At 68.9% G+C, this 25,972-nt stretch carries 29 protein-coding genes and 1 tRNA gene; 15 read left to right on the plus strand and 15 right to left on the minus strand.

Annotated elements, in window-relative coordinates:
* Positions 1–158 precede the first annotated feature (158 nt).
* The 3 genes from L593_RS10185 (at position 159) to L593_RS10195 (ending at position 3,960) form a co-directional block, all read left to right on the plus strand.
* On the plus strand, positions 159–482 hold the full coding sequence (locus tag L593_RS10185; RefSeq protein ID WP_020446879.1) for a transcription factor S: 324 nt from the start codon (positions 159–161) through the stop codon (positions 480–482).
* A gap of 145 nt (positions 483–627) precedes the next feature.
* Positions 628–3,321, plus strand: coding sequence for a phosphoenolpyruvate carboxylase (gene ppc / locus L593_RS10190; RefSeq protein WP_020446880.1), 2,694 nt, complete (start codon positions 628–630; stop codon positions 3,319–3,321).
* Positions 3,322–3,546: 225 nt separating this feature from the next.
* The gene (locus tag L593_RS10195; RefSeq protein ID WP_049894053.1) at positions 3,547–3,960 is read left to right on the plus strand and encodes a VOC family protein; all 414 of its coding nucleotides are present in this window, start codon (positions 3,547–3,549) and stop codon (positions 3,958–3,960) included.
* A 35-nt stretch (positions 3,961–3,995) separates the two neighbouring features.
* Here L593_RS10195 and L593_RS10200 read toward each other — a convergent pair whose 3' ends face one another.
* The 3 genes from L593_RS10200 to L593_RS10210 all read right to left on the minus strand — a co-directional run bounded on the left by L593_RS10200 (position 3,996) and on the right by L593_RS10210 (position 5,120).
* Positions 3,996–4,241, minus strand: coding sequence for a hypothetical protein (locus L593_RS10200; protein WP_020446882.1), 246 nt, complete (start codon positions 4,239–4,241; stop codon positions 3,996–3,998).
* On the minus strand, positions 4,238–4,423 hold the full coding sequence (locus tag L593_RS10205; RefSeq protein WP_020446883.1) for a hypothetical protein: 186 nt from the start codon (positions 4,421–4,423) through the stop codon (positions 4,238–4,240). The genes L593_RS10200 and L593_RS10205 overlap by 4 nt, the downstream gene beginning before the upstream one ends.
* A 202-nt stretch (positions 4,424–4,625) precedes the next feature.
* Positions 4,626–5,120, minus strand: coding sequence for an NYN domain-containing protein (locus L593_RS10210; RefSeq protein ID WP_020446884.1), 495 nt, complete (start codon positions 5,118–5,120; stop codon positions 4,626–4,628).
* 166 nt (positions 5,121–5,286) lie between these two features.
* On the opposite strand from L593_RS10210, the gene L593_RS10215 reads away from it, so the two are divergent.
* Positions 5,287–5,526 carry a DUF5822 domain-containing protein gene (locus L593_RS10215; RefSeq protein ID WP_049894437.1) on the plus strand — a complete coding sequence of 80 codons (240 nt, stop codon included), beginning with the start codon at positions 5,287–5,289 and terminating at the stop codon, positions 5,524–5,526.
* A 24-nt stretch (positions 5,527–5,550) separates the two neighbouring features.
* Here L593_RS10215 and L593_RS10220 read toward each other — a convergent pair whose 3' ends face one another.
* From L593_RS10220 to L593_RS10235, 4 genes are all read right to left on the minus strand, one after another.
* On the minus strand, positions 5,551–6,099 hold the full coding sequence (locus tag L593_RS10220; RefSeq protein ID WP_201764625.1) for an HAD family hydrolase: 549 nt from the start codon (positions 6,097–6,099) through the stop codon (positions 5,551–5,553).
* 207 nt (positions 6,100–6,306) lie between these two features.
* Positions 6,307–7,473: an acyl-CoA dehydrogenase family protein gene (locus L593_RS10225; RefSeq protein ID WP_020446887.1), complete on the minus strand. Its 1,167-nt coding sequence runs from the start codon at positions 7,471–7,473 to the stop codon at positions 6,307–6,309.
* A 111-nt stretch (positions 7,474–7,584) separates the two neighbouring features.
* A complete protein-coding gene (locus tag L593_RS10230; RefSeq protein WP_049894058.1) occupies positions 7,585–8,448 on the minus strand; it encodes a winged helix-turn-helix domain-containing protein in 864 nt (287 codons plus the stop codon).
* 273 nt (positions 8,449–8,721) lie between these two features.
* Complete coding sequence (locus L593_RS10235) at positions 8,722–9,252, minus strand: multiprotein-bridging factor 1 family protein (protein ID WP_020446889.1); 531 nt, start codon at positions 9,250–9,252, stop codon at positions 8,722–8,724.
* A gap of 145 nt (positions 9,253–9,397) precedes the next feature.
* On the opposite strand from L593_RS10235, the gene L593_RS10240 reads away from it, so the two are divergent.
* The 3 genes from L593_RS10240 (at position 9,398) to L593_RS10250 (ending at position 12,282) form a co-directional block, all read left to right on the plus strand.
* A tRNA-Leu gene (locus tag L593_RS10240) sits at positions 9,398–9,482 on the plus strand.
* 510 nt (positions 9,483–9,992) lie between these two features.
* Positions 9,993–10,844 (plus strand): ABC transporter ATP-binding protein, encoded by an 852-nt coding sequence (locus L593_RS10245; RefSeq protein ID WP_020446890.1) that lies wholly within the window; start codon positions 9,993–9,995, stop codon positions 10,842–10,844.
* Position 10,845: 1 nt separating this feature from the next.
* The gene (locus tag L593_RS10250; RefSeq protein ID WP_020446891.1) at positions 10,846–12,282 is read left to right on the plus strand and encodes a hypothetical protein; all 1,437 of its coding nucleotides are present in this window, start codon (positions 10,846–10,848) and stop codon (positions 12,280–12,282) included.
* A gap of 63 nt (positions 12,283–12,345) precedes the next feature.
* Here the strand turns inward: L593_RS10250 and L593_RS10255 are convergent, their stop codons facing one another.
* Positions 12,346–13,209: a hypothetical protein gene (locus L593_RS10255; RefSeq protein WP_020446892.1), complete on the minus strand. Its 864-nt coding sequence runs from the start codon at positions 13,207–13,209 to the stop codon at positions 12,346–12,348.
* Positions 13,210–13,407: 198 nt separating this feature from the next.
* Between L593_RS10255 and L593_RS10260 the strand changes: the two genes are divergently transcribed.
* From L593_RS10260 to L593_RS10270, 3 genes are all read left to right on the plus strand, one after another.
* Positions 13,408–14,136, plus strand: a complete 729-nt coding sequence (locus tag L593_RS10260; RefSeq protein ID WP_020446893.1) for a GNAT family N-acetyltransferase — start codon at positions 13,408–13,410, stop codon at positions 14,134–14,136.
* Positions 14,137–14,260: 124 nt separating this feature from the next.
* Positions 14,261–14,824 carry a DUF420 domain-containing protein gene (locus tag L593_RS10265; RefSeq protein WP_020446894.1) on the plus strand — a complete coding sequence of 188 codons (564 nt, stop codon included), beginning with the start codon at positions 14,261–14,263 and terminating at the stop codon, positions 14,822–14,824.
* Positions 14,825–14,960: 136 nt separating this feature from the next.
* Entirely contained in the window at positions 14,961–16,100 is a 1,140-nt protein-coding gene (locus tag L593_RS10270; RefSeq protein ID WP_020446895.1) for an Mrp/NBP35 family ATP-binding protein, read from the plus strand.
* Positions 16,101–16,118: 18 nt separating this feature from the next.
* Here the strand turns inward: L593_RS10270 and L593_RS10275 are convergent, their stop codons facing one another.
* From L593_RS10275 to L593_RS10290, 4 genes are all read right to left on the minus strand, one after another.
* Entirely contained in the window at positions 16,119–16,409 is a 291-nt protein-coding gene (locus L593_RS10275) for a hypothetical protein (RefSeq protein WP_020446896.1), read from the minus strand.
* Positions 16,410–16,411: 2 nt separating this feature from the next.
* Positions 16,412–16,693, minus strand: coding sequence for a winged helix-turn-helix domain-containing protein (locus L593_RS10280; protein WP_020446897.1), 282 nt, complete (start codon positions 16,691–16,693; stop codon positions 16,412–16,414).
* Between the two features lie 135 nt (positions 16,694–16,828).
* On the minus strand, positions 16,829–18,319 hold the full coding sequence (locus tag L593_RS10285) for a molybdopterin-dependent oxidoreductase (protein ID WP_020446898.1): 1,491 nt from the start codon (positions 18,317–18,319) through the stop codon (positions 16,829–16,831).
* On the minus strand, positions 18,320–18,736 hold the full coding sequence (locus L593_RS10290; protein WP_020446899.1) for a hypothetical protein: 417 nt from the start codon (positions 18,734–18,736) through the stop codon (positions 18,320–18,322).
* A gap of 216 nt (positions 18,737–18,952) precedes the next feature.
* Here L593_RS10290 and L593_RS10295 point away from each other — a divergent pair, with 216 nt between their 5' ends.
* Both L593_RS10295 and L593_RS10300 read left to right on the plus strand, forming a co-directional pair.
* Entirely contained in the window at positions 18,953–20,002 is a 1,050-nt protein-coding gene (locus tag L593_RS10295) for a hypothetical protein (protein WP_020446900.1), read from the plus strand.
* Positions 20,003–20,383: 381 nt separating this feature from the next.
* On the plus strand, positions 20,384–21,016 hold the full coding sequence (locus L593_RS10300) for a uracil-DNA glycosylase family protein (RefSeq protein ID WP_049894059.1): 633 nt from the start codon (positions 20,384–20,386) through the stop codon (positions 21,014–21,016).
* A 46-nt stretch (positions 21,017–21,062) separates the two neighbouring features.
* Here the strand turns inward: L593_RS10300 and L593_RS10305 are convergent, their stop codons facing one another.
* Both L593_RS10305 and L593_RS16315 read right to left on the minus strand, forming a co-directional pair.
* Entirely contained in the window at positions 21,063–21,275 is a 213-nt protein-coding gene (locus tag L593_RS10305; RefSeq protein WP_020446902.1) for a hypothetical protein, read from the minus strand.
* The gene (locus L593_RS16315; protein ID WP_236608580.1) at positions 21,272–22,114 is read right to left on the minus strand and encodes a hypothetical protein; all 843 of its coding nucleotides are present in this window, start codon (positions 22,112–22,114) and stop codon (positions 21,272–21,274) included. The genes L593_RS10305 and L593_RS16315 overlap by 4 nt, the downstream gene beginning before the upstream one ends.
* Between L593_RS16315 and L593_RS10315 the strand changes: the two genes are divergently transcribed.
* Genes L593_RS10315 through L593_RS10325 form a run of 3 tightly spaced genes read left to right on the plus strand, consistent with a single transcriptional unit; the run spans position 22,113 to position 25,473 of the window.
* Complete coding sequence (locus tag L593_RS10315) at positions 22,113–22,757, plus strand: hypothetical protein (protein ID WP_049894061.1); 645 nt, start codon at positions 22,113–22,115, stop codon at positions 22,755–22,757. The two genes, L593_RS16315 and L593_RS10315, sit on opposite strands and share 2 nt — an antisense overlap.
* Position 22,758: 1 nt before the next feature.
* Positions 22,759–23,130 (plus strand): hypothetical protein, encoded by a 372-nt coding sequence (locus L593_RS16040; RefSeq protein WP_020446905.1) that lies wholly within the window; start codon positions 22,759–22,761, stop codon positions 23,128–23,130.
* Between the two features lie 3 nt (positions 23,131–23,133).
* On the plus strand, positions 23,134–25,473 hold the full coding sequence (locus L593_RS10325; protein WP_020446906.1) for a type B DNA-directed DNA polymerase: 2,340 nt from the start codon (positions 23,134–23,136) through the stop codon (positions 25,471–25,473).
* Between the two features lie 34 nt (positions 25,474–25,507).
* On the opposite strand, the gene L593_RS10330 is transcribed toward L593_RS10325, so the two are convergent.
* Positions 25,508–25,951 carry a DUF3006 domain-containing protein gene (locus L593_RS10330; protein WP_187292615.1) on the minus strand — a complete coding sequence of 148 codons (444 nt, stop codon included), beginning with the start codon at positions 25,949–25,951 and terminating at the stop codon, positions 25,508–25,510.
* Positions 25,952–25,972 lie beyond the last annotated feature (21 nt).

Raw genomic sequence — 25,972 nt, forward strand, 5'->3', positions numbered from 1 at the left:
CGAGCGAGCGTAGCGAGCGAGTCAAGCGCGCAGCGACCGGGCGGGCGCGAGCGGGAGGGGGCTTCCAAGCTGTCTGCGTCGCCAGCATCGGCCCGAACGTTCGAACGCGAATTCGAGAGCCAACGGCTTAGTGGCCCGCCACCCAATCCAGTCGCTACATGCAGTTCTGTGAGGAGTGCGGTTCGATGATGAAAGCCGACGGGGACGTGATGGTCTGCACCAGTTGCGGCGCCGAGCAGCCCCGCGACGCCGACGAGGAGGCAGCCTTCGTCAGCACCGAGGAACAGAGCACCGACGACGTCATCGAGACGGAGGAGGGCGCGGACTTCGAGGGGAAACCGACCGCCAACGACGTGCACTGCGACGAGTGCGGTCACACCGAGGCCTGGTACACGATCAAGCAAACCGGCGCGGCCGACGAGCCGCCGACGCGGTTCTTCAAGTGTAAGGAGTGTGGGTATCGCTGGCGGGAGTACAACTGACGGCCGGCCGTTACGTCGGCGAACCACTGCCAATTCGTCGCTCCATCGAGGTGAATAGATATGTACAGCGGATTATTTACTGAAAGATCCCGAACAATTCCGGTTCGACGGGTTTTAGCCACGACACGACAATCCACGTGATAGCATGCCACTGCACAACAGGACCGTTCGGCAGGACGTCCGCGAGCTCGGCGCCCTGCTCGGGGACGTCCTCGAGGATCAGACCTCGACGGCCGACTTCGAGACCGTCGAGGACCTCCGGACCTCGGCCATCGACTACCGCGGCGGGGAGCTCGGATCGCGCCAGCACCTCCACGACGTGCTCGACGGCCTCTCGCCGGAGGAGAGCAGCGTCGTCGCTCGCGCGTTCACGACCTACTTCGAGCTGATCAACCTCGCGGAGGAACGCGAGCGCGTCCGGGCCATCCGACAGGGCTCCCAGGACGACGACCTGGAGGACAGCCTCGAGGAGGCCGCCGAGGAGCTCGCCGACGCGGACCTCGACCCCGACGAGGTCGAGGCCGTGCTCGACGACGTCCTCATCGAGCCGACCTTCACCGCGCACCCGACGGAGGCCCGCCGGAAGACGGTGAAGTCGAAGCTCCGCGCGGTCGCGAACCACCTCGAGACCCTCGACGAGCGCCACCTGACTGACAAGGAGCAGGGCCACGTCGAGCGCGACGTCGACGCCGAGGTCACGAGCCTCTGGCAGACGCCCCAGGTCCGGAACCGCCGCCCCGAACCCGAGGACGAGGCCCGGAACGTGCAGTGGTACCTGGAGAACACGCTCTACGACGTGGTCGCCGAGGTCTACGACGAGTTCGAGGCCGCCCTCGACGACGAGTTCGACGACGTCGACGTGCCGAAGCTCTTCGAGTTCCGATCCTGGGCCGGCAGCGACCGCGACGGCAACCCGTTCGTCACGCCCGAGGTCACGACCAACACGCTCGAACGCCAGCGACGCGTCGTGCTCGAGAACTACCGCCAGGACCTGAAGGCGCTCTCCGGCGTCCTGAGCCAGGACGGGAGTCGCATCGACGTCGGGGAGGCGTTCGAGGCGTCACTCGAGGAAGATCGGGAACGCCTGCCCAAGATCGCGGAGGAGGCCGAGGAGCGCTACCCCGGCGAGCCCTACCGCCAGAAGCTCAAGCTGATGCGCGAGCGCCTCCAGCGCGTCGGCGACGTCCGCCCCGGTGGCTACGAGGACGCGACCGAGCTGCACGAGGATCTTCAGGACGTCGCGAAGAGCCTCCGGCGCAACGGTGCCGACGCCGTCGACGAGGCCCACGTCGAGCCGCTCGCCCGCCGCGTGGACACCTTCGGGTTCAGCCTCGCGTCGCTCGACCTCCGCGACCACCAGGCCAACCACACCGAGACGATATCCGAATTGCTCGGACGCGAGGGACTCGATTACGCCGGCATGGACGAAGAGGAACGCGTCGAGGTGCTGACCGACGGCATCCTCCAGGACGAACCGGTCGTCGACCTCGAAGACCGGGAGGGGCTCTCGGACACCGCTGCCCGCGTCGCGCGACGCTTCCACAAGCTGGGCGACTGGCAGCGGGAGTTCGGCGTCGAGGCGATCGACACCTACGCCATCTCGATGACCGACGAGCCGTCTCACGTGCTGGAGGTCCTCTTCCTCGCGGACCACGCCGACGTCGTCGAACTGCCCGGCCACTGCGGGCTCGACATCGTGCCCCTCCTCGAGACGGAGTACGCGCTCTCTGGCGCCCGCCGGATCATGGGCACGCTGTTCGAGAACGAGGCCTACGCTCAGGCGCTGGAGGCCCGCGACGGCCTCCAGGAGATCATGCTGGGGTACTCCGACTCCAACAAGGAGAACGGGTTCCTCGCCGCCAACTGGTCGCTCTACAAGAACCAGCGCCGTCTCGCCGAGATCTGCGACGACTTCGACGTCACGATGCGGCTGTTCCACGGCCGCGGCGGCTCCATCTCCCGCGGCGGAGGGCCGATGAACGACGCCCTCCTCTCCCTGCCGAACTCGACGATCACCGGGCAGGTGAAGTTCACCGAGCAGGGCGAAGCCATCTCCGAGAAGTACGGCAACCCGCGGATCGCCGAGCGTAACATCGAGCAGATGCTCAACGCACAGGTCCGGGCCCGTCACCGTGCCATCGAACAGCCCGTCGAGGACGTCCCTGAAGCGTGGTACGACGCGATGGACGAGATGGCCGACGCCGCCCGCGAGGAGTACCGCGACCTCCTCGAGACCGATGGCTTCGTCCAGTACTTCGAGGAAGCGACGCCGATCACCGTCATCGAGGACCTCAACATGGGATCGCGACCGGCCTCCCGCTCGGGCGAGCGCAACGTGGAGGACCTCCGCGCCATCCCGTGGGTGTTCTCCTGGACGCAGTCCCGGTGCATCCTCCCGGGCTGGTACGCGATCGCCACGGGCATCGAGTCCTGGCTGGAGGACGGCGGCGACGTCGAGACGCTCCAGGAGATGTACGAGGAGTGGCCGTTCTTCCAGACGCGCCTCGACAACGCCGCGCAGGCGCTCGGCCGCACCGACTTCGAAATTGCCCAGGAGTACGCCGACCTCGCTCATCCGGACCTCCGAGAGGAGTTCTTCCCGCGGCTCCAGGACGAGTACGAGCAAGCCGTCGATCTCCTCACCGACATCACCGGCCGCGACCACCCGATCGATCGCGAGTGGCTGCGCGAGTCGCTCGATCGGCGTAACCCCTACGTCGACCCGCTGAACCTGCTCCAGACGCACCTGCTCGCCCAGACCCACCGGACGGAGACCGAGGAGCGTACTCTCCGGCTGACGGTGAAGGGCATCGCAGCGGGGATGAAGAATACGGGATAGGACCTTTTTCCGCTCGGGTTTCCTCGGCCGTTCTTCGATCGGCCTGCGGGAACCACTCGCGCAAAAAATCTCCGCCAAAAAAGGCGCGGGCTCGTCGCTGCCGCTCCTCGCCCGCGGGAACCGCTCGCTCCTTGCAGTCGCTCGCGGATGCTCGCGGCAGTCGTCACGCCGGCCAATAGTGAGGCCCACCGCACCTTTTTCCCGACGTGCTCCGACGCGAACTGCATGGGCCACGACTGGGCCGACGCCGACCACGCGGGGCAACTCCACCACGTCGAGCTATACGCGTCGGACCTCGACGCGTCGGCCGACTTCTGGGGCTGGCTGCTCGGCGAACTCGGGCACGAACCAAAGGACGACTGGGACGGCGGCCGGTCCTGGGTGAACGGGCCGACGTACGTCGTGCTGATAGAGGCCGAGGACGAGGAGCCTGCCTACGATCGGAACGCACCGGGGTTGAACCACCTCGCGTTCCACGCAGGGTCGCGAGAGCAAGTGGATCGGATTATCGAGGGCGTCCGGGAGCGCTCGGACGCGTCGGTGCTCTACCCGGATCAACATCCCCACGCCGGTGGCTACTACGCGCTGTACTGCGAGGATCCGGAGGGTATCAAAGTGGAAGTCGTCGCGCCGGAGTGAGGAGGGCCGGGGCCGCGTCGATCGCTTGCTACAGGCTACTGCGTTGCGTACCGCCCGTCGGCGGTCCGCTGGAGGTGGCCGGCGTCCTCCAGTTCCCCGAGGACGCTCAGGAGACAGAGCTTGCCGAGGTCGAGCGTGCCGTCGAGTTCGTCGATGGTCGCGGTGCCCGCGGCGTCGAGCGCGAGGTAGCACAGCTTCGACTGGGCGGTGTCGAGGCCGTCGGGAATCTCGAGCTCCGCGGCGGCGACGCCGGCGAGCTTCTGCTCGGTGGACGCGCTCATCCGCTCCACCCACCGGCGAGGTCGCCGGCGACGTTCTCCTTCCAGTCGGCGTGCCCGCTCTCGCAAGCGGGACTCTCTGCGAGGTGGTCGACGAAGCCAGCGCCGGGGTCTGCGAGCCCGGCGCCACAGAACGGGCAGGTCGACGGGTCGGACCAGTTCGAGGGGACGTTGGTAGCGGCCATGCGTACCTGTGACTGCAACGGCATGAAGTATAAACTTTGCCAGAGATATTATTATACACCTAATACAGTATTAAGATCTCTCCATGGTGGTGCGTATCGCTCCATCAGGGCTCGTTCGTGAACGATAGCCGTACTGTCGGCTCGGCGTGCGAATTGATAGCGAACGATCGTGGTTCGAGACGCCGTCTGTCGCCGCTCGGCGCTACAGCAGGTATCGGTCCGGATCGCCCCCGAGGTCGACGAACTCGTCGGTCGCGTCGATCAACTCTTCGGCGGTCGAGGCTTCGAAGGAGAGGACTTCGACGCGCACGCCCTCGTGTCGGAGGTGCGAGCAGAGGCGCGCGAAGTCGCCGTCGCCGGTACAGAGGACCATCGTGTCGACGTGGGAGGCGAGCGTGACGGCGTCGAGGCTGATCCCCACGTCCCAGTCGGCCTTCTGCGAGCCGTCGCCGAACGTCTTGATGTCCTTGATCTTCGGTTCGAACCCGATCTCCTCGACGGCCTCGAAGAAGCTCTCTTCTTCCGGCGCGTCCGCACGGATCACGTACGCGATCGCACGCACGAGTTCGCGGTCGTCGACCGCCCGCTCCAGAAGCGCGGCGTAGTCGACGTTCCGCGTGTGCAGGCTCTGGGCCGTGTGATAGAGGTTCTGCGCGTCCGCCAGGACGGCGACGCGCTGGCCCGGATGCGTCGTCATGCTCCTTGCTGGGTGAGTCCAACGGAAATAGTTTCTGCGCCGCTGCTGCCGTTGCACGGCCGTCGGCGCTGGCGCCCGAGACGGTCTCGTGGGTCGAAGCACTGCTGCCCGAGCAGTCGATCCCGCAAACGCATCACCCATATACTGGCGGGTGCAACCGGCGAGCGTGCCCGAGCCCGTCGAGACCACGGATCCGGACGGCGTCGACTTCGGCCGGGTGATGCAGCTCACCTTCGTCTACACGATCGTGATCGGCGCGCCGCTGGTTGCGCTCGTCTCGATTCCGTTCTCGCTGCCGACCTGGGGCGATCGCGCGACGTTCGCGATCAGGATCGGCGCGATCGTCTGGTTCGTGACCTCGATCGCGGTCTACCTGCTGGAGCGGCGACGGGTCGCCGAGTCCTGAGGTCCAACGCCCCGTAGGGGACGATCAGTAGTGCTGCTGGACGCGATCCTCGACCCACTGGAACGGAATCCCGGCGCGCTCTGCGGCCTGCTCGTCTGTCGCCGAGTCGCCGATGAACACCGTCGAGACCGGCGTCGCGCCGATCTGATCGAGTGCCGTCAGCAACGGCGTCGGATCCGGTTTCTGTTCCCTGAGGGTGTCTCGCCCTACGAGCGAGTTCACGTACCGGTCGAGACCGTGCTTTTCGAGTGCGATCTCGACGGCGTCCTCACAGTTTAGCGAGCAGACGCCGATCGGGTCCCGCGTCGAGTCGACCTCGTCGGCGAGCGGCAGCGCCTCGGAGGCCTCCGCGCCGGCCCGTTCGTGCTCGGAGAGCACGGCCTCGACCTCGTCCTGGACGGCGTACCGTCCTGCTTCGTTCACGAGGCTCCAGAGGTCGCGATCCGGATCGACGTCGTGTCCGGCGTCCTCGTACACGGCGACGACGTCGCTGGCCGCCTCCTGCCAGTCGACGTCGAGACGAACCAGCGTTCCATCGAGGTCGTACACCCGGGCCTCGAACTCGTGTGACACGCTCGAAATTACTTGCCAGTATGGCCTAAGCGTTGTCGGTCCACCTCGTTAGACTCCAGGGGCACCTCCCTGGCGATCCACTCGGGAATCGCCGCTCCTGGCGTCAATTCTGATCGTTCGTAGCTGTCACTTCTGCCTCTTCGTTCCGGTCACTCCTACTCGCGATCCGGAGTCCTCACTCGCCCGTGTCACAGCGCCCGCGTCCCCTCACTGCTCGCCGAGGACGTGCCGCGCGACGATCTCCTTTTGAATCTGGGTCGTCCCCTCGTAGATCTCTGTGATCTTCGCGTCGCGGTAGTACCGCTCGACGTCGAACTCCGAGACGTAGCCGTAGCCGCCGTGGATCTGCAAGGCCTCGTTCGTGATCGACATCGCCGACTCGCTCGCACTGTACTTCGCCATGCTCGCGGCCACCGCAGCGTCGTCGGCCCCTGCCTCGAGCTTCCGGGCGGCCTCCCGCGTGAGGAGCCTGGCGCTCTCGAGTTCGGTGCGCATCTCGGCCAGCTTGTGCCGGATCGTCTGGATGTCCGCGATCGGGCCGTCGAACTGCTCACGCTCCTGGGCGTACGCGACGGCGTCGTCGAAGGCCGCCTCCGCGAGTCCGACGGACTGTGCGCCGATGGCAACCCGGCCGCCCGTCAGGATCTCGAATGCAGCCGCGAGTCCCCGCCCTTCCTCTGTCAGGCGATTTTCGGCGGGAACCCTGACCGAGTCGAGCGTGATCGGCGCGGTGTCGGAGGCGCGCAGGCCGAGTTTGTCCTCGGGCTCGCCGACGGCGAACCCGTCGAGATCCGTCGGCACGAGGAACTGCGTGACCGTCTCGCCAGTGTCGTCGGGGCTGGCACCTGCCCCCGCGTCCTCGGGCACCGCCTTCGCGAACACGATGGCGACGCCGGCCCGCGTTGCGTTGGTGATCCACTGTTTCTCGCCGTCGAGGACGTACTCGTCGCCCTCGCGCCGAGCCGTCGTCGTCATCTCCGCGGGGTTCGAACCGGCGCCGGGTTCGGAGAGGGCGAACGCGCCGACGGGCCGGCCGGTCGCCATCTCGGGCAGCCAGCGCTCGCGCTGGGCGTCGCTCCCGAACGTGTCGATGCAGGCGCAGGCGAGTCCGTGGACCGACATCGCAGTCGCGATCGACAGCGAGCCGTAGGCGACGGCCTCGTTCAACACGGCGTAGGTCACCATGTCGGCGTCGATGCCACCGAACTCCTCCGGCACCGCGATTCCAGTCAGATCCAGTTCGGTCAGGTCGTCCCAGGCGCCCTCGGGGAACGTCTCCGTCTCGTCGCCCTCGCGATCGGCTGGCCTGAGTTCCGTCTCGGCGAACTCGCGGACCACGTCCCGCATGGTCCGTTGCTCCTCGGTCAGCTGCATGGGCTCCCTTGCGCGGACTGCGGCATAACGGTTGAGGCGCCCGGACGGGCAGATCCGGGGATCGATGCGGCGATGCGGCGATCGCTGGACGGCTTCTCGTGGGACGTCGGACTACTCCTGCTCGGGCGACCGTTCCCCGGCGACCTCGTCGGGGACGTCAGGTGCGTGGACGTTCTCCGAGGCGAGCGCCTCGGGGTGTTCGTCCGCGATCCACTGGCCGACCGGAGTGCCTCGCTCCCAGTAGTGCTCGAAGAGGCGTCGGCCCCACTCGATCGCCGCGTCGCCTTCCGCGACGACCTCGGAGGTGGCATCGAAGCTACCGTCCGGGGTCGGAAGCGAGAACAGCAGGGAACCGTCGGTCACCGTCATCGAGATCGACGCGGGCTGGACGCGGATCTGGAGGTCGCCGAGTTCGGTGTCCGGGCCTGCGGGCTCGTCTTCGAGCAGCCGGTCGACCATCCCGGGCGTCATGATCAGTCGCCGTCGTTCGGCGTCGGTCTCGAGCAGGGCCTCGGCGTGGCGATCGCTGTAGATCGGCGCGACGATCGCGACGGTGGTCGCGCTCTCGATCGCCCGCTCGACCCGGCGTGCCGCGCGGTAGGGATCGGTGTCCGGCGAGCGAACGACCTCGCAGCACTCGAGGCGGTCGATCGTGCGACGGAACTCGGCTGGGAGCCCGGTTGGGTCGTGGGCCGCCCAGTACTCCGCGTCGCCGCCGATGACGCAGTCCAGACGCTCGCAGCGCTCGACGGTGTCCGCGACGAGGCGGCCGGCCCCGGTCAGCCGCCACGCGCCCTCGGACGTCTCCTCGACGTAGCCACGGTCCTCGAGTCGGCCGAGGGCGTCGTACACGGCGGACTCGCTTGCGTCACAGGCGGCGACGATCCCACGCCCGCTGTCGTCGCAGTCGGCGAGTCGTGCCAACACCTCCCGTCGCGCCTCCGAACCAAGGACGAAGGCGACAGCCCCGGTCATCACCGGCGGTTCTTGCCGACGGAACATAGCTATGGTGGAACGCTCCACCGATCACGGCGAGGCAATCGGGCCGCCGCCTCGCCGCCGAGTATCCCGGCCAGTTAGGAACGCTCCAGCCTGCCCGGAGCGGTCTATGGTAAGAGGAATGACAAGTACTATGTGCCCGGCTGTCGATTGAGCATATGCTGCGTCGATCGTAACGCTCGGCGAGTCCCCGCTCGTCGGGCGCCCCTGCCCGCTGACGCAAAACCCCTGCAGCCCGCGTGAACGCGCCTACTGTTCGCTCAGTTCGACGTCGAGTCGCTCCTCCAGCGCCTCGACGACCGACCCGGGAACCCCCGCCTGGGTCGCTCGGCCCTGCTCGATCGCGAGCAGCGTTGACTCGTCGATTCCCATCTCCTCGCCGAGTTCCTCGCGCTGGAGGCCCGCCTCCTGGCGCGCTTCGGTGAGCGCTTCGCCGTAGCCGGAGACGAGGTACGGGAGCGGGTCGTCGTCGTAGTCCGTGCCCTCCTCTTCCCAGTGGGAGGAGTCTCCGTCCCAGACGTCGTTGGCCTTGGCGGTGTTCTGGACCGCGCGTCGGGTCCGGTCGATCTCCTGGTCGTCGTCGCTACCCCCCGCGTCCTGGCCGCCGCCCGTCCGGGATTCCGTCTTCGCCGCGTCGTCGTGGGGCGCGCAGTCCCGACACACCAGCAGCTGCGCCCCGGCCACGTTCGCCTCCCGGAGGGCGTCGGTCTCCGCTCCACAGAGTTCGCAGGCGTCGCCGTCGCCCGAACCCGAGGAGCCACCCGTCGAGTACTTCGCCATGGTGACCGCTATCGGCTCGCTCTATTTAAGGCTACGCCGTCGCGGTCCCGAGCGCCGGCACTCCGTCCGGTGATCCGGAAACGGTCCCAAACGAAAGTGCTTTTACTACCCGGTCGGCAAGGTTGGGTTGCGTCGATTCACTTGCGCGTGGGTAGCCAAGCCAGGCCAACGGCGCAGCGTTGAGGGCGCTGTCCCGTAGGGGTCCGCCGGTTCAAATCCGGTCCCACGCATCCTACCGCGAGCAACACCGCGAGCGGCAGGTATGCGCGGCCGGTTTGAACCCTGGAAGTCGCAGCCCGTGCAGCGAGCGTAGCGAGCGAACCGGACCGTCTTCCTCCGGTTCAAATCCGGTCCCACGCACTTCCACTTTTCCGAGGAGCGGGTCGCGTGCGACCCGCTCCTCGCAAAACTTGGGGAAAAGGCCGCTTCGCCCCTAGCCGCACCGCTCGGAACCGCGCTCGCTCCCGCGGGAGCGAGCGCGGATGCTTGTTGGCGGTTTGCGCACTGGTCTTGATGTGAACGGCCAATCAGACTATCTCGGTTCCGTTTGCGTGCACCACATGGATCGAAACGGGAGTACCAGCGCGACGGTTGCGGCGTTCTACTTTCTGATGGCCTGAGGACGACGGAGCGCCCCCGAGAGCGATCCGGCGGAGCGTTCCCCGGCTCTGCCGGCGCGTCACGCTGCCTCCTTCGCCGCGGCCGGGAGTTACTTCGGCTGTCAGTACACAGCACGTCGCATGACTGCAATCCAGGCCGAGGCCCTCCGAAAGTCCTTCGGCGACCTCGCGGCCGTCGACGGGCTCTCGCTGTCCGTCGAGGCCGGCGAACTCTACGGGCTGCTCGGCCCGAACGGCGCGGGGAAGACGACCGCGATCGAACTCCTGACCGGGCAGCTCGAGGCCGACGGCGGGTCGGCGAGCGTGCTCGACGTCGATCCCGCGGCAGAGCCGATCGGTGTCCGCGAGCGCGTCGGCGTGTTGCCGGAGAAGGAGGCACCACCGTCCTTCCTCACGCCGCGGGAGTTCTTCGACTTCGTCGGCCGCGTTCGGGGAATCGACGACGCGACCCTCGAACGGGGCGTCGAGGAGTGGGCCGGCCGCCTCGGCATGGCCGAGCACCTCGACACGCTCGCCGCGGACCTCTCCCGGGGCAACCAGCAGAAGGTCATGATCGCCGCGGCCTTCCTCCACGACCCCGACGCGGTGTTCATCGACGAACCGCTCGCGAACCTCGACCCGATCGTCCAGGAGCGCGTGAAGGAGGCGCTCGTCGAGTACGCACGGGACAACGCGGTGATGCTCTCGACCCACCACGTCGAGGTCGCCGCGGAGGTCTGCACGACCGTCGGCATCGTGCACGGCGGTGAACTCGTCGCCGAGCGCGACCCGAGCGATCTCGCGCCCGATCGCACGCTGCTCGACGAGTTCCTCGCTGCCGTGGAGGACGGCCACGCCGCTGCCGATGGGATCGCGGACGACGGCGCTGGTGCCAGCGCGGCTGCCGACGGTGCCGGAGGCGTCTCGGCCGCGGCGCCGCAGGCCAGAGGATCGCCAGCGGACGACCCGGACGAGGAGGATCGCGGGCGATAGCATGTCTGTGAACCGTGCGCTGTTCGCGGCGATGCTCCGCGAGGAGTGGCGCCTGCACGTCCGCCTCTTCGGGGGCTGGCGCTTCGCCGCGTTCCCGATCGTCGTCGCTGCGCTCACGGCGTCGGCCGTCGCCGCCCTCGCCTGGGCCGGCGTCGACGTCGCCGTGGCGATCGCTGGCCTCCACGCGCTCGTCTTCGCGTTCGGCCTCCAGACTGGCTCGATGGGGCTGGTCGCCCAGGACGCGCTGGAGCGGATGCTCGGCGAGATTTCCCTGCTCGTCTCGACCTGGCACCACCTCCCGCTCTCGCGGAGCCGGGTCGTCGCCGCCTTCCTGATCCGGGACCTCGTCTACTACTCGGGGCTGATCTTCCTCCCGCTCGCGGTCGCGTTCGTCCCCGCGGGCCTGCTCTACGACGACGCCTTGCTCGCAGCGGCACCCAGGCTCCTCGTCTCGCTGCCGGCGACGTTCGCACTCGGACTCGCGACGACGACTGCGCTGATCGCGCTCGTCCAGCGGGGCATCCCCGGAACGCTCCTCGTGCTCGGGTTGCTCGCCGGCGTCGGCGGCGCGATCTGGACCGGACTCCCCATCGCCGACGTCTCGCCGTACGGGCTCTACGACGATCCGTCGCTGCTCGCGGTCGCGGGGACCGCCGTCGGCATCGCGATCACGGCGAGCGTGGGGTTCACCGGCCTCGGCCGGTCGGATCCTCGCCCAGCACGAACCCGGGAGCCAGCCCTGGGCGCGCTCGCGGATCGCATCGGCGACGATCGCGGCCTCGTCGCGCGATCGCTGCTCGAACTCTCCCGCTCCGCAGGCGGACTCGGCACGATCGCGTTCTCGGCGACGGTTCTCCTGGCGGTCGCCGGCGGCGTCGTCGCGCTCGTCAGCCGGATCGGCGGCGTCGATCCGCAGGCGGGGTTGACCTTTGGCCCGCTGCTCGGTCTCTCGGCGTTCACGAGCTACAACTGGCTGACCACGGCCGCGGACGCGCCGTCATACCGCCGATTCCCGCTCTCGATCGGTGACGTCGTCGCCGCGAAGCGACGCGCACTCGCGCTCGTCGGGCTCCCGGTGGGGGTCGTCGCCCTCGCAGTCGCGCTCGTCTGGCTGGGGACGACGCCGGTCGACGCCGGACTCGGCCTCCTGCTGTTCGCCGGCATCCACGTCTACGTCGGCGGCCTCACCGCGTTCCTCGCCGGCCTCCAGCCCAACGAGTTCCTCTTCGACACCGTCCTGTTCGCTGCGTTCGGGCTCGCGGTGCTCGTACCCCTCGCGCCGCTGTTGATCGTCGCCCTCGTCGTGCCCTCGCCGGGTCCGGGGCTGCTCGCCGGCGTCGCGACGACGGCGCTGGTGCTCGGGGTCGTCGGAACCGTGCTCGGTCGGCGGGCTGGGCCCCGCTGGGAGGCGCAGTACCGGAGCGGCGCGGTCAGCTGAGAACGTTCGGTCGCGTCGACGCGCTCGCACTCCGCAGGCGATTCGATGCGGTTCCCCCGGTGCTCAGTCGACCTGCCACTCGAACAGCCGTGCGCCGGAGTCGGCACACTCCAGTGTAACCACGGTGTGGCTCGTACAGCAGGACTCGACCTGCTCCTCGCTGAGTTCGGCGGGCTGGCCGTCCGGGCACTCCTCGACGAACACGCGGAGGCCGGCGACGAGCGCGGCGCGCTGTCGGAAGTCGAATGCGTCCCACTGCGCGGAGTGATCGGCGAGCGTGCGGGCGCCCGCGGCGTCGAGGCGCATGGCCGCCTCCGAGGGCCACTCGACGATCGGCCGATCGTGCTCCGTCACGACGGTTCCCTTCTCGTAGCGCTGGACGTGCACGTGCTCGCGCCCGAGGTCGATCCCGATCTCCGCGGCGGCGGTCTCCGGATCGAGTTCGTCGGGGAGCGCCTCGAGGTGGGCCGACCAGTCCCGATCGAAGGCGTCCGTGAGACAGAGGTCGTCGACGTCCTCGCAGGGTTCGACGGCACCTGCGTCGAGGAGCAGCTGTTCGTGGTCGAACGCCTCGACGCCCTCCTCGGCGGCGTCCCGCTCTGCGGTCTGGTCGTCGTGTGCCCCGGCGGGCGCGACGCCGACATCCGGTGCCTTGCCGAACTTCTCGAGGACGGACTTCGGCAGGTACTGCTTCGTCAGCGTCGGCGTCTTCGGGACGAGGTACCCCCGGAGCCAGATGCTCCCCGCGGCGAGCACTGCGAACACCGCACCCACGCCGAGGGCCGGCGTTGGGCCGAGCAGCTGCGCCGCCACCGCGACGAGCAACGCGGTGAAACAGACCGTCAGGAGGACGTTGACGTAGGTGCACGCCATACACCGGTTCTCGCCAGTGTACTCCGGCTGGCGCAGGCGATCGAGATGTGGCATACAATCACACGAACGGAGCGGACGGACAAAGTGGGTTTCGTTCGCGCTCCACGCGGTGAACTCGACGTGTCGCTCGCCGATCGTTCGGCGTAGCCGCTCCCTTCCACCGCTTCCCGTTCGTCTGCCGCCGGTTTACGTTCGTGCAACAATTCGCACGGACACCTGCCTTTTTGCCGGTACTCGGCGTACCCTTAGGGCATGCACGTACGCCAGGCATCACCCGCGGATGGCGACCCCGTCCGGGAACTCGTGGAGCGATCGATGCTCTCCTCGTACTCGCTCGGGCCGGGAACGATCACGGCCGCCGTCGGGGAGTGGTTCGGGACGGACGCGCTCGCGGAGAAGCGCGACGACGGCGACCGGGCCGTGTTCGTGGCCGAACGCGACGACGCGATCGTGGGCGTCGTCGACGCGGCCTACGTCCCGGAGACCGGCACGGGCGACGTGCTCTGGCTCCACGTCCATCCCGACTACCGCGGCGAGGGCATCGGCCGTCGACTCTTCGAGGCCGCCACCGACTGGCTCGCCGACGCCGGCGCCGACCACGTCCGCGGGCTCGTCCTCTCGAACAACGCCGACGGCAACGCATTCTATCGCGAACTCGGCTTCGAGCGCGTCGGCGAACGCGAGGTCGAGATCGACGGCACGCCCTACACCGAGCACGTCTACCACGGCGAGGGCCGCGAGCGCGTGACCGTCCTCGAGGACGACGGTCGCGAGGTCTACGTCGATCTCGAGGACGCCAGCCGCGGCTCCCTCGGTCCCTTCTTCACCGTCTTCGCCGACGCCGACAAGACCGAGCGCTACGGGTTCCAGTGTGGCCACTGCGATACCCTCGCGACCGCGATGGACTCGATGGGACGCGTCGAGTGCAGCGCGTGTGGCAACACCCGCAAGCCCACCCGCTGGGACGCCGCGTACCTCTGAGCGGCATGGACGAGCGGCGCGGACGAGCAGCGCGGGAAGCGGGCGGCCTCCACGGGCCGCTGTGAGCTCGCGTCGACGACCGGGATCGGCAGCCACATGGCGATCGCGTCGCAACGCTCGGGTAATGTTGCGAGCGTATCTCCGCGACCGGGTTCGTGCGGCGACGGCCGTCCTCGGCACCGTCTCGCTCGCGCTCGTCTTCGCCGCCGCGGGCCAGCGCATTCCGACGGCGCTGCTCCCCGACGCGCCCGACGCCGTCCTCGACACGATTCCACACGTCAACGCCGCGATCAGCCTGCTCGCCATCGCGACGATCTCGCTGGGCTGGCGCGCAATCCGGAACGGGCGGGTGGATCGCCACCGGAAGCTGATGGTGTCCAGCGCCGGCCTGTTCGCGGCGTTCCTGGTCCTCTACCTCTATCGCGTCTCCCTGCTCGGGCCACACGGCTTCCCCGGCCCTGACGCCGTCTACCTGTACGTCTACCTCCCGCTGCTGGCGATCCACATCCTGCTGGCGATGGTCTGCGTCCCGTTGCTGTGGTTCGTCGGGCTGCTCGGGGCGACGCGAACGGTGCCGGAGATTCGGCAGAGTCCCCACGCCAAGTACGGCCGGATCGCCGCGTCGCTGTGGCTGATCTCCTTCTCGCTCGGCGTCGTGGTCTACCTGCTGCTGTACGTCGTGTACTGATTCCCCAGGCGAGGAAGTGCGTGTTTGGCGTCCGGATTTGCGTGTACGGCACTCTCCGCACCGTTCGTGTGACCACCAGCCCGCTTCCCTGGCCAGACGACAAGTCTTATCGCCGCCTCGTCACCTACGAGCGAGCATGAACGAGGAAGCGGTGCGGGAGCGGCTCGCGACCGTCGAGGACCCGGATCTCGGTGACGACATCGTCTCGCTCGGACTGGTCAACGACGTCGAAGTCGGGGGCGACACGGCGCACATCTCGCTGGCGCTGGGCGCACCGTACTCACCGACGGAGACGGCGATGGCGGCGAAGGTTCGCGAGGCGCTCGCGGACACGGACCTGACCGTCGAACTCGACGCCGACATCGACCTCGACGACGGGGGCTCCCAAGAGGGGATCCTGCCGGGCGTCGAGAACGTCATCGCGGTCGCGTCGGGCAAGGGCGGCGTCGGGAAGTCCACCGTCGCGGTCAACCTTGCCGCGGGGCTCGCGGAAATGGGCGCGCAGGTCGGCCTCTTCGACGCGGACGTCTACGGGCCGAACGTGCCGCGGATGGTCGAGGCCGACGAGCCGCCGCGGGCGACCCACGACGAGACGCTGATCCCACCCGAGCAGTACGGGGTGAAGCTGATGAGCATGGCCTACCTCGTCGGGGAGGACGACCCCGTCATCTGGCGGGGTCCGATGGTCCACAAGGTTCTGACACAGCTCTGGGAGGACGTCGAGTGGGGCTACCTCGACTACATGGTCGTCGACCTGCCGCCGGGCACCGGCGACACGCAGCTCACCCTCCTCCAGTCCGTCCCCGTCACGGGGTCGGTGATCGTGACGACGCCCCAGGACGTCGCGCTCGACGACGCCCGGAAGGGGCTGGAGATGTTCGGCAAGCACGAGACGCCGGTCCTCGGCATCGCGGAGAACATGTCCACGTTCGTCTGCCCGGACTGCGGCGGCGAGCACGACATCTTCGACGCCGGTGGCGGTCAGCAGTTCGCGGACGTCCACGAGATGCCGTTCCTCGGCTCCGTGCCGCTCGATCCCGCGGTCCGGGAGGGCGGCGACGACGGGCGGCCGATCGTCCTCGACGAGGAAGGCGAGGCCGCCGAGGCGTTCCAGGAGATCACGCGGAAGGTCGCGAACAACGTCGGGATCGTCCGCCGACGGGACGTCTCGAATCGCGCGAAGGCGGAGGCGGCAGCCGAAGCCGACGCGGCGGAGGCCGAGGCAGACGGGCACGCACCGGAGTCCCCGGAGATCGGCGGCGATTCCGCCGAGTGAGCGGGGACCGGCGGCCGATTACTGCAACGTCGCCCACGCCAGGAAGGCGAGCGCGACGAACTGCATTCCCCGGAGCACCGCCACCGCGGATTGCACCGTGGCGTCCGCGGCGTAGAGCATCTTCATGCTGAAGAAGAAGTAGATCGCCACGCCGTTCTCGGCGAGCAGGACGAGCCCGAAGACGACGAGCGCGAGCACCAGCGGCGTGCGGAACTCCCGGTAGTTCCTGATCCAGACCGCGGTGAGCGCGATCAGGATCGCGATGTTCAGCGCCGAGACGGCCGTGGCGACGTGGAGTGCATCGACCATGGTTACTCACCCACCTCGTCTCGGACGATCTCGTGGAACTCCTCGCGGTGGGCATCGAAGCGATCGGTCAGGAAGTAGAGCGCGCCGTAGCCCTCCTGCCCCTGCTCGACGACGTCGTGCTCCTCGAGCTTCTCGAGGTGGTGCCTGACGGTGTTGTAGTCCATCTCGATCGCCTCCGCGAGCCGATTGGCGTTGCGTGGCCGTTCGTCGATCGCGCGGACGATCGCCACGCGCGTCGAGCCCCCGCGGGTGCCGACGAACAGGTACCACAGCGCCTGCTCCATACACGTCTCGCCTCGGGCGTTCACGGTCGGGGGTGATAGGTACAGGGGGTCTGGGTGACGCCGCCGCGGACCACCGCCGGTCCGCGTCGGTCGCCTTTCGGGAGCCGCCACGGCGGGGCGCTACCCCCGCGTTTCTCACGGTATCACCGTCTTCGACACCCAGCCGCTCGGTCCGGCGGGGAAGGCGTCGCTACGCTCCTGGGGTTGGAGATCCCCCTCGCCGTCGATCACGCGCGCGACGACCTCGTGCTCCTCCTCTTTCCGGTAACGATAGCGCCACTGGCGCGTGACGTCCTCGCCGGGGAGCGGCTCCGCGAGTTCTGCTTCGTTCCAGGTCTCGCCGCCGTCGACGGACACCTCGACGGTCTCGACGCCGCGATCGCCAGCGTACGCGTGGCCACCGACCTCCTGGCGGCCGTCCTCGAGTTCGTTCGTCGGCTGGGTCCAGATCTTTGCGACGGCGGGGACGCGAGCGTGGCCGTTCCAGCCGCGCTCCTCGTAGAACCCCTCGACGGGGTCGTTCGTGGCGTGGAGTTCCTCGATCCACTTGACGTTGAGTTCGCCCCACGTGCCGGGGAGGTGGATCCGGGCCGGGAAGCCGTGTTCGCGCGGCAGGAGATCGCCGTTCATGCCGTACGCGAGGAAGCCGTTCTCCAGCGTCTCGCGGGGGACGCTCGCGACGTAGCCGTCGGCGGCGTGCATCTCGACGTGGCTCGCCTGGAGGCCGGCCTCCTCGAAGAGGGCCGCGAGCGGGATGCCCGTCCAGAGCGCTGTGTCGAGCAGATCGCCGTTGAGCGAGTCGCCGATGCAGCGTAGCGCGATGAACCGGTCTTCGGACTCGTGTTCGCGGAGTTCGCGGTAGTTCAGTTCGATCTCCTCGTCGACCTCGCCGGTGACCCGGAGCCGCCAGTTCGACTCCTGGACGATCTCCGGCGCGGCGTTCTTCGAGACGTTGTAGAAGTCACCGATCTCGCTGATCGGCGGCTGGACGCCCTCGATGCCGAGGCTCGTCGTCTGCGCCGTCTCGACCCGCTCGCGCAACGACTCGGCGTCCGCGAGTGGCTCGGCGTCGATCTGGAACGCCTCGCTCGTCAGGAAGTCGCCGAGGACCTTCGAGATCACGCCGATGCCCAGCAGCGCGCCCAGGACGCCGACGACCTCCCGGCGCTCGGGATCCACCGGCCGCGGTTTGCCTAGCGCGGTGCCGCCGTACTCGCCGACGGCGACGGGGAGTCCGACGCCGACGGCGACGAGAACGGTCTGGAGGAGGTCGCCGGTCAGGACGAACGCGAGCGCGCCGGCGAGCAGGGTCGAGAGGGCGGCGCCGGTGAGGAACGCGTCGGCGTGCCAGTAGCCGACGACGAGGCCGACCGCGGCGATGGCGGCGAGGACGGCGAACGCGAGCCCGATGGCGGAGAGCACCTGGAGCGTCTCGGCCGTCGAGCCGAGCTCCTGGATCGCCCAGTTCATCATCGCCGCCGGGGTCTGCTCCGTGACCCAGTCAGAGATCACGACCGCGTAGTAGTCCCGCGTCCAGCCGCCGCTGGCGTAGCCGACCGCGAGCCCGGCGAGTCCCGCGACCGTGGCGAACAGCGCCGTGCGCTTTGGCTGCAGTGTCTCGCGCATCTACCCTCTCGTGACGTAGATCCCGACGCCGCCCAGGACGGCGAGCCCGCCCACGGCGAGCGCCCCGAGCTGGAGGGTCGACAGTCCGTCGTCCGATCCCCCGGAGTCGTCCATGCTGTCTTCGTCCATTCCGTCCTCCTCGTTCATGCCACTGTCGCCGTCCATCGAGTCGTCACTGTCCATCGAATCGCTGTCCATCGAGTCGGCGCCGTCCATTGCGTCGTTCGTCCCGCCGTCGTCCATCGAATCGTTCTGCATGGAGTCGTTTTCCATCGAGTCGTTGCCCATGCTATCGTCCTGGACGCTCGCGATCGACGGGCCGCCGGCGTCGGTTCCGGCTGCCAGCGCCCCGCCAGTGAGCGGGATCGCGATCGTACACAGTACCACCAGTCCGACCAGCACGCTGTGTCGCGTCATTGCGATCGGGGCTGCAACGGATTCGGGGATAAGCGATTTTCAAGGTCCGACCGAACTCCGTTCGAAATCGTTCTAGAATTCGTCTCGAATCGCCCGGTGCTGGAGCCCCGCTGCCGGTGCTCGTGGGCCCCAAACCCTCGCGCGCATCGACGCCTCCTGGCCCGCCTCACTACCGCTGCACCAACGGTTAGGTGCCCCCGGTGGCTACGAACGGCCATGAACGGCTACGAGGCGCTTGCCGACCTCCCGCTCGCGATCACGAACTGCGAACTCCGACGGCTCGAGGGCGAGACAACCTCCGACTTCACCCGCGTCTCGACGGAGATCCACCTCTCTGGCAAGGGCCACACCGGCGTCGGCGAGGACGTCACCTACGAGACCAGCCACCACGAATCACTGCAGGAGACCGGTCCGCCGCCGATGGAGGGCGAGTACGACCTCGACACGTTCTCCGAGATCGTCGGCGACCTCGACCTCTTCCCCGACGACGAGCCCGAGCGGGAGTCCTTCAGACACTACCGCCGCTGGGGATTCGAGAGCGCGGCGCTCGACCTCGCACTCAAGCAGGCCGGCGAGACGCTCGCCTCGGCGCTCGACGCCAGCTACGATCCCGTCCGGTTCGTGATCAGCACGCGACTCGGGGAGCCGCCGACCGCCGATCGCGTCGAGTCGCTGCTCGCCGACGATCCGAGCCGGGAGTTCAAGCTCGATCCGACGGTCGAGTGGGACGACGACCTCGTCCGCACGCTCGCGGACACCGACGCCGTCCGGATCACCGACCTCAAGGGACACTACGAGGGCACCGACGTCGACAGCCCTGCCGACCCCGACCTCTACCGCCGCATTCTCGACGGCTTCCCCGAGGCGATCGTCGAGGACCCGGCAGTGACGCCCGAGACCGAGCCGATCCTCGACGGCGAGTGGGACCGTCTCTCCTGGGACGCGCCGTTCCACGACGTGACCGACCTCGAGGACCTCCCCGAGACCGGCTGCCTCAATCTCAAACCCTCACGATTCGGCTCCATCGAGTCCCTGCTCGAAGCGATCGAGCACGCCGACCGTGAGGACAAGGCCGTCTACTTCGGCGGCCAGTTCGAACTCGGCGCCGGCCGGGAGCACCTCCACGCGCTCGCCTCCCTGGTCTGCCCCGACGCCCCGAACGACGTCGCACCGCGCGGCTACAACGATCCGAACTACGACGGCCCGCTGCCCGCGAGCCCCCTCGAACCGCCGACCTCGCCCACCGGGATGGAGTGGCCCCGCTGAGCCGCCGGGTACCGCGAGCGTTCGCGTTCCACCGGGGTTTCGTGGGATTGCACACGCCACCGCGACGTAGCTCGATGTGACGATCCACCGTCGGGTGGGTCTGGAAGGGGCCGACCGCTCGCGGATTGTAACGACGCAAGCACCGCAGGGAGGGAGCGAAGCGACCGAGTGAGGAGCGTCGTTCGAAAGAGCGGAGCTCTTTCGTGATCACGAGAGATCTTCGATCTCTCGGACGACAGCGAGTTAGAATCCGCGAGCGGGAGAGGGCTTCCAAGCGGTTCGCTGTCGTCGCGTTTCCGCGGTCTCGTTGGCGGACTCCGCTGTCACGTCCATTCGAATTCAATCCCGGTCCTTTTGCTGTCCCGAATCAACAATTCGAACGTGGACGCGAATCAGGAGGATCTCTCCAACCCCTTCGGCATGGACGAGGACTGCGAGAACTGCCCCGGCCTCGTCGAGCCGCGCTCGCAGGTCGTCCACGGCTACGGCGACGTCGGCGGCGACTTCCTGTTCGTCGGCGAGCGCCCCGACGCCGGCGCCGACGAGTCCGGCGTCCCCTTCACCAACGGCCCCGCGGGCGAGCGCCTGCTGGGGATCCTCCGCCGCTGCGGCCTCTGCGGGTCACCCGTCGATTCCACCGAGCCGGAACTCGCGAACGTCTACCTGACGAATCTCACGCGCTGCCGGCACCCCGAACGCCCGCCGACCGACGAGGAGATCACGAACTGCGAGCCGTTCCTCAACGCCGAGATCCGGATGATCAACCCCGAGATCCTCGTGCCCGTCGGCGAGCGCGCGCTGGAATGGCTCGTCGAGGACTACACGACGACGGATCCCGACGACGTCTCGCTTCCCGACGCCCACGGCGAGCGCCTCCGGGGGCGGGGCTTCGAACTCGTGCCGATGGTCGATCCCGCGACGATGACCGACGAGCAGGCCGACGACTTCGTGCACGACTTCTCGGCGCTGATGGCGACGGACTATCGGCAGACGAAGGGCCGGCGGAGTCGGTAGGGTGGTTCGGTCGGCTCGGATTCGTTCGCGGTTGGGTTTTTGCTCGTTACCAGTAGGGCGTTCTGCGGCCGCCCGAGGACGCTCGGCCCGCGAGGAGCGCGATTCCTGCGAACGCGACCGCGATCAGTAGCGGCGCGAGGACCATCGTCTCGCTCGCCTGGCTCGCGGCCTGCTGGACGCCGACGGCGGCGAGGAGCGTGGCGAGGCCGACCGCGACGCTGCCGAGTGCGCGTGACTGGAGTATGGATTTCGCATTCATGCTCGTACGTGGACACTGGATCGGGGTAAGCGTTTGTGGGTGTTCGTTTCTGCATCGTGTTCTCCGAAAGCCCCCGAGCGCTCGGTGACCCGGGGCTCGCTGCGCTCCTCGGCCTTCGGCCTCCGGTGCTTGTTCGTTCGCCTCGCTCCGCTCGGCTCACCTTCGCCCGGGGACCGCCGACCGCACGGCCCCTTTCGAAGTCCCGCCCCGCAACAGCACCTCAATCCTCCCCAACCTCCTGCGCTGCTCACGTCGCTTCGCTCGTTGCGCTGCTCGTCCCTCGCGCGGCGGCGCGGCTTCGCCGCGCAGCTTCGCGCGCCACCGCACCTCCGCCGAATTTCCGCCGACAGATCACTCCCCGATTTCTTCGAGCACGGATTCACCTTCGCCGTCCTTCGATCCCACTCCCACTCGTCGTCGATCCGCACGCGACCGTCCTCCAGCACCGAAATCTCGCCGACGGAGTGGCCCGTCGCCGTCTCGCCGTTTTCGTGTAACTGGACGTAGCGGACGTCCCACTCGCCGTCGTCGATCGTCCCGAGCAGGTGTCCCTCGACGATCGACCCGCCGGCGTAGCGCGCGCTGATTCGGTCGCCGGTCTGCTCGACGGTGAATGTAGTCTCATCGCTGACCTCGCCGGCGTCGTCGTTCGCGACGCCGACGAGCGTGCGGCCATCGAGCGAGATGCCCTCGGTCATATACCCTCCCTCGCCAGCGGAGTCCAAAACGGTTCGCCCGGGCACGCCACGGCGCCGGTTCGCGTCGTCCCTGCCCAGCTTCACTTTCACCGTGCTTATCAGGGACCGCATTACCCCCGTGGCGCCCCACTGTTCGACCATGGACCGACAGCTCCCATCGCTCGATGCCGGGGTGACGCTCCTCGAAACGGACGACGCCCCGACGGCGCTCTACCGGATCGTCGGCCGCCACCTCGCCGACGAGCCCGGCGCGCCGGCGTACTGGCTCGACGCGCGCAACGCCGCCTCGCCCGCGACGATCCGCGAGCACGCACCGGGCAGCGCCGCCCGATCGATCCGGGTCGCTCGCGCGTTCACGGGCTACCAGCACTACGAACTCGTCCGCGGACTGCTCGGACGGATCGACCCCGACGCCTCGCTCGTCGTCGCGCCGAACCTCGGCGCGCTCTACGCGGAGGACGACGTGCCCGAGTACGAGGCGGACGCGATGATCGAGGTCGTCTGCTCGCTGCTCGAGCGGGTCGCGGCCGCCCTCGACGTGCCGGTGCTCGTCACCGCTCCCGGGTCGACCTACGCCGACCGCGCCCGCGCCGCCGCGGACCGCGTCCTCACCGCCACCCGGACCAGCGCCGGGCTCCGCGTCGAGGGCCCAGACTTCCAGACGGACGTCTACTGGTCCGCGGGCGGCTTCCAGACCACGATCGCCTACTGGGTGGATCTGCTCGGCACGGCGACATCCGCGCGCTCGGCGCCCGCCGCGGACACCACGCTGGTGGGGATCTGAGATGGGCCGGACGAGAGCGACGACCCGCGATCGACTCGACGCGCTCGAACGCGAGTGGATGCCGTTTCGCCGGTCGCTCCGCCGGCGCCACCAGCCCGCGTTCGATCGCCTGTTCGAGCACGCCCGCGGCCATGCCGAGGCCGCGACCCAGCAGAACCCTGCCGACCCCTGGCGCGGATTCGTCTTCGCCGTCCTGCTCGCCCAGGAACAGGCGACCGCGGCCCGGGAGGAGGAGATTGCCGCCCTGGAAGAGAAACTCGCCGACCGCGAGGCGGAGGTCGAGCGGCTTGCGGCCGACGTCGACGCCCTGCACGAGCGGGTGGCCGAGCTGGCGGGCGAATCGGTCGCTGCCGACCCCGAGCCCTCCGCCTGAGCCGTGGCGTTCACGATCGACGTCCGCGACGACGGCACGCCGGTCCGCTGGGAGCTCGACCCCGACGGCGGCGCGACGCCCACCGCCGATCCGGACTACCAGCCGGCGATCTACGTCGCGGCGCGGGACGACCGGACCGGCGCGCTCGAGTGGCTCGCCGACGCGCTCGCCGACGATCCGAAGGTCGCGGCCGTGGAGCGCGTCGAGCGCTACCGGTCGCTCCGGGCCGACGAGCGATCGCCGATGTGCGAGCTCCGCCTCGACCGCCTCGACGAGGTGCGTCAGGTCGCCCGCGAGCTCCGCCGTCGCGAGCACGAGCAGTTCCTGCCCGGTACCTTCCAGCTGTACGACGTGGATCTCGATCCGGGGTTCCGGTACGTGCTCGATCGCGGGCTGGACCCGACGCCGGATCGAGACCTGGTGACGCTCGACCTCGCGCTGCCCGAGCCAGCGGTCGCCAACGGGGACGTCCGGCCGCTGGAAATCGACGGAGAACCCGCAACGCCGGACGGCACCGGGGCGGGATCGGCGGCCGCCGAAGCCGCCGTCGCCGACGCCGTCGAATCCGTCCTCGACGCCCGGGACCCGGACGTCCTCCTGCTCTCTTCCGGCGAGATCGTCCCGCTCCTCGCCGACGCCGACGTGGACCTCGGCCGCCGCCCCGGTTTCAGTCGGATCGCCGGCGAGAGCACGTTCGTCAGCTACGGCCAGGTCGGTTACTCGCCGGCGCGCTACGACGTCCCCGGGCGGGCGCTGGTGAACCGCTCGAACAGTTTCCTGCTGGGTCACTCCGCGCTCGCCGGACTGCTGTACTTCGTCGAACGGGCGGGCAAGCCGCTCCAGGAGATCGCGAAGGACTCCATCGGCGGCGTGCTCACGGCGATCGAGATCCGGGCCGCGCGGCAGTGGGACGGCGAGCGCGTCGTGGATCGGGTTCCCGGCCGCCGCGATGGGGTGCCCGCTCCGTGGCAGAAGCGCCAGACCGAGGGCTGGAAACCCCTCGACACGCTCCACGCCGCCGACCGCGGTGGGTTCACCTTTCAGCCCGACCCCGGCCTTCACGAGCACGTCCACGAACTCGACTTCGCGTCGCTGTACCCGAACGTCATCTGCGAGTACCGGGTCTCGCCGGACACCGTCTGCTGTGACTGCCACGACGCCAGCGACGTGTCCGCCGTCGACGCATCCGCCGAGCCGCTCGATCCCGACCTCCGGGTGCCGGAACTGGACTACAGCGTCTGCCCCGACGGCGACGCCTTCCTCGCGGAGGTGCTCGAACCGCTCATCGAGGAGCGCCAGGAGCGCAAGGCGGTGGTTCGCGACGCGGGACCGACCGAGGACACCGCCGCCGACGAGGCCGTCGTCGAGGCGATCAAGTGGGTGCTCGTCTCCTGTTTCGGCTATCAGGGCTACCGCCACGCGAAGTTCGGCCGCATCGAGGTCCACGAGGCGATCAACGCCCACGCCCGCGAGATCATGCTCACCGCGAAGGCGATGCTGGAGGACGCCGGCTGGCGCATCGTCCACGGCATCGTCGACAGCGTCTGGGTCACCGCAGCGCCCGATCGCGAGCAGCGCCCGATCCGCGAGGTCGCCACAGAGATCACCGAGGCGGTCCGGATCGAACTCGAGTACGAGGGCGAGTTCGACTGGGTCGCCTTCTGCCCGCGCAAGCGCGCCAGCGGCGCGGCGCTGATGCGCTACTTCGGCCGCTGGGCCGACGCGGAACTCGACGCAGCTGGAGACGACGAGTCGCCCAGCGACGACCCGTTCAAACTCCGCGGGATCGAGGCCCGCCAGCGCTCGACCTGTCAGTTCGTCGCCGACGCTCAGCGGGACCTCCTCGAGACGTTCGACCGCGAGCGTGCGCCCGAACCAGTGTGCGACCGCCTCGAACGACACCTGCGGCGGCTTCGCTCGGGTACGGTCGATTCGGCCGACCTCGCGATCACCCAGCGCGTCTCGAAGGCGGCGGGCGACTACGAGCAGGCCACGCGGGCGAAGGCGGCACTCCAGCGCGCCGCAGCCGTCGGCGTCCCGCGATCGCCCGGGCAGGACGTCGAGTACGTCGTGGTCGACGACGCGCTGTCGGGACCCGAGCGGGTGCGGCTGGCGTTCGAACTCGACGAGCACGCCGGAGCGGGGTCCGCAACCACCGGTGCCCCCGCAACCACCGGAGGCGCAGCGACCGACGATCCAGCGAGCTACGACGCCGAGTTCTACGCCGACCGACTGCTCCGGGCCTGCGAGAGCCTGGTCGCGCCGCTGGGCTGGAACGAGGGTCGGATCCGCTCGCACCTCCAGCACGATCGCGACGCGACGCTGTCGGCGTTCGGCGAGTGAGTGCGCGCCGGCCGTTCGACGCCGAGGACCGCGGTCAGGGTCCGGTCGCGTTCGTGGCCATCCCCGATTCGGGCCCCGGTTTCGCGAGGTCGTCGAAGCGGTCGCTCGCGTTCCGGCGTCGCGCCGCTGTCGCCGTCCGGTCGACCGTCGCGAGCGCGAGCGAATCGCCGCGGGGCACCCGCAACACGACTCCCTCCTCCCGTGCGGCGGCGGGGAGGACGGCCGTCGAGACGGTCTCCTGTCCGCGGCCGTCCTCGAACAGCACCACGGCTGTGTCGTCTTCGATGCGATCGACGACCGCGGTTCCCGGTGCGTCGTCGCGCCGGGAGTCTCCAGAGTCGTCAGAGCGCGATCGGCCGTCGCCCTCGCCGTCCGAATCGTCCTCGAGCGCGAGGTTCTGGATCCCCTCGAACGCCGAACGAGCGGCCGACGCGGGGAGCAGTGCTAACAGCGTCGCGAGCAGGTCTCGTCGGAGCACGCCGCCGGGTCGCCGCGGCAT

The organism is Salinarchaeum sp. Harcht-Bsk1, from assembly GCF_000403645.1.
GTDB lineage: Archaea > Halobacteriota > Halobacteria > Halobacteriales > Salinarchaeaceae > Salinarchaeum.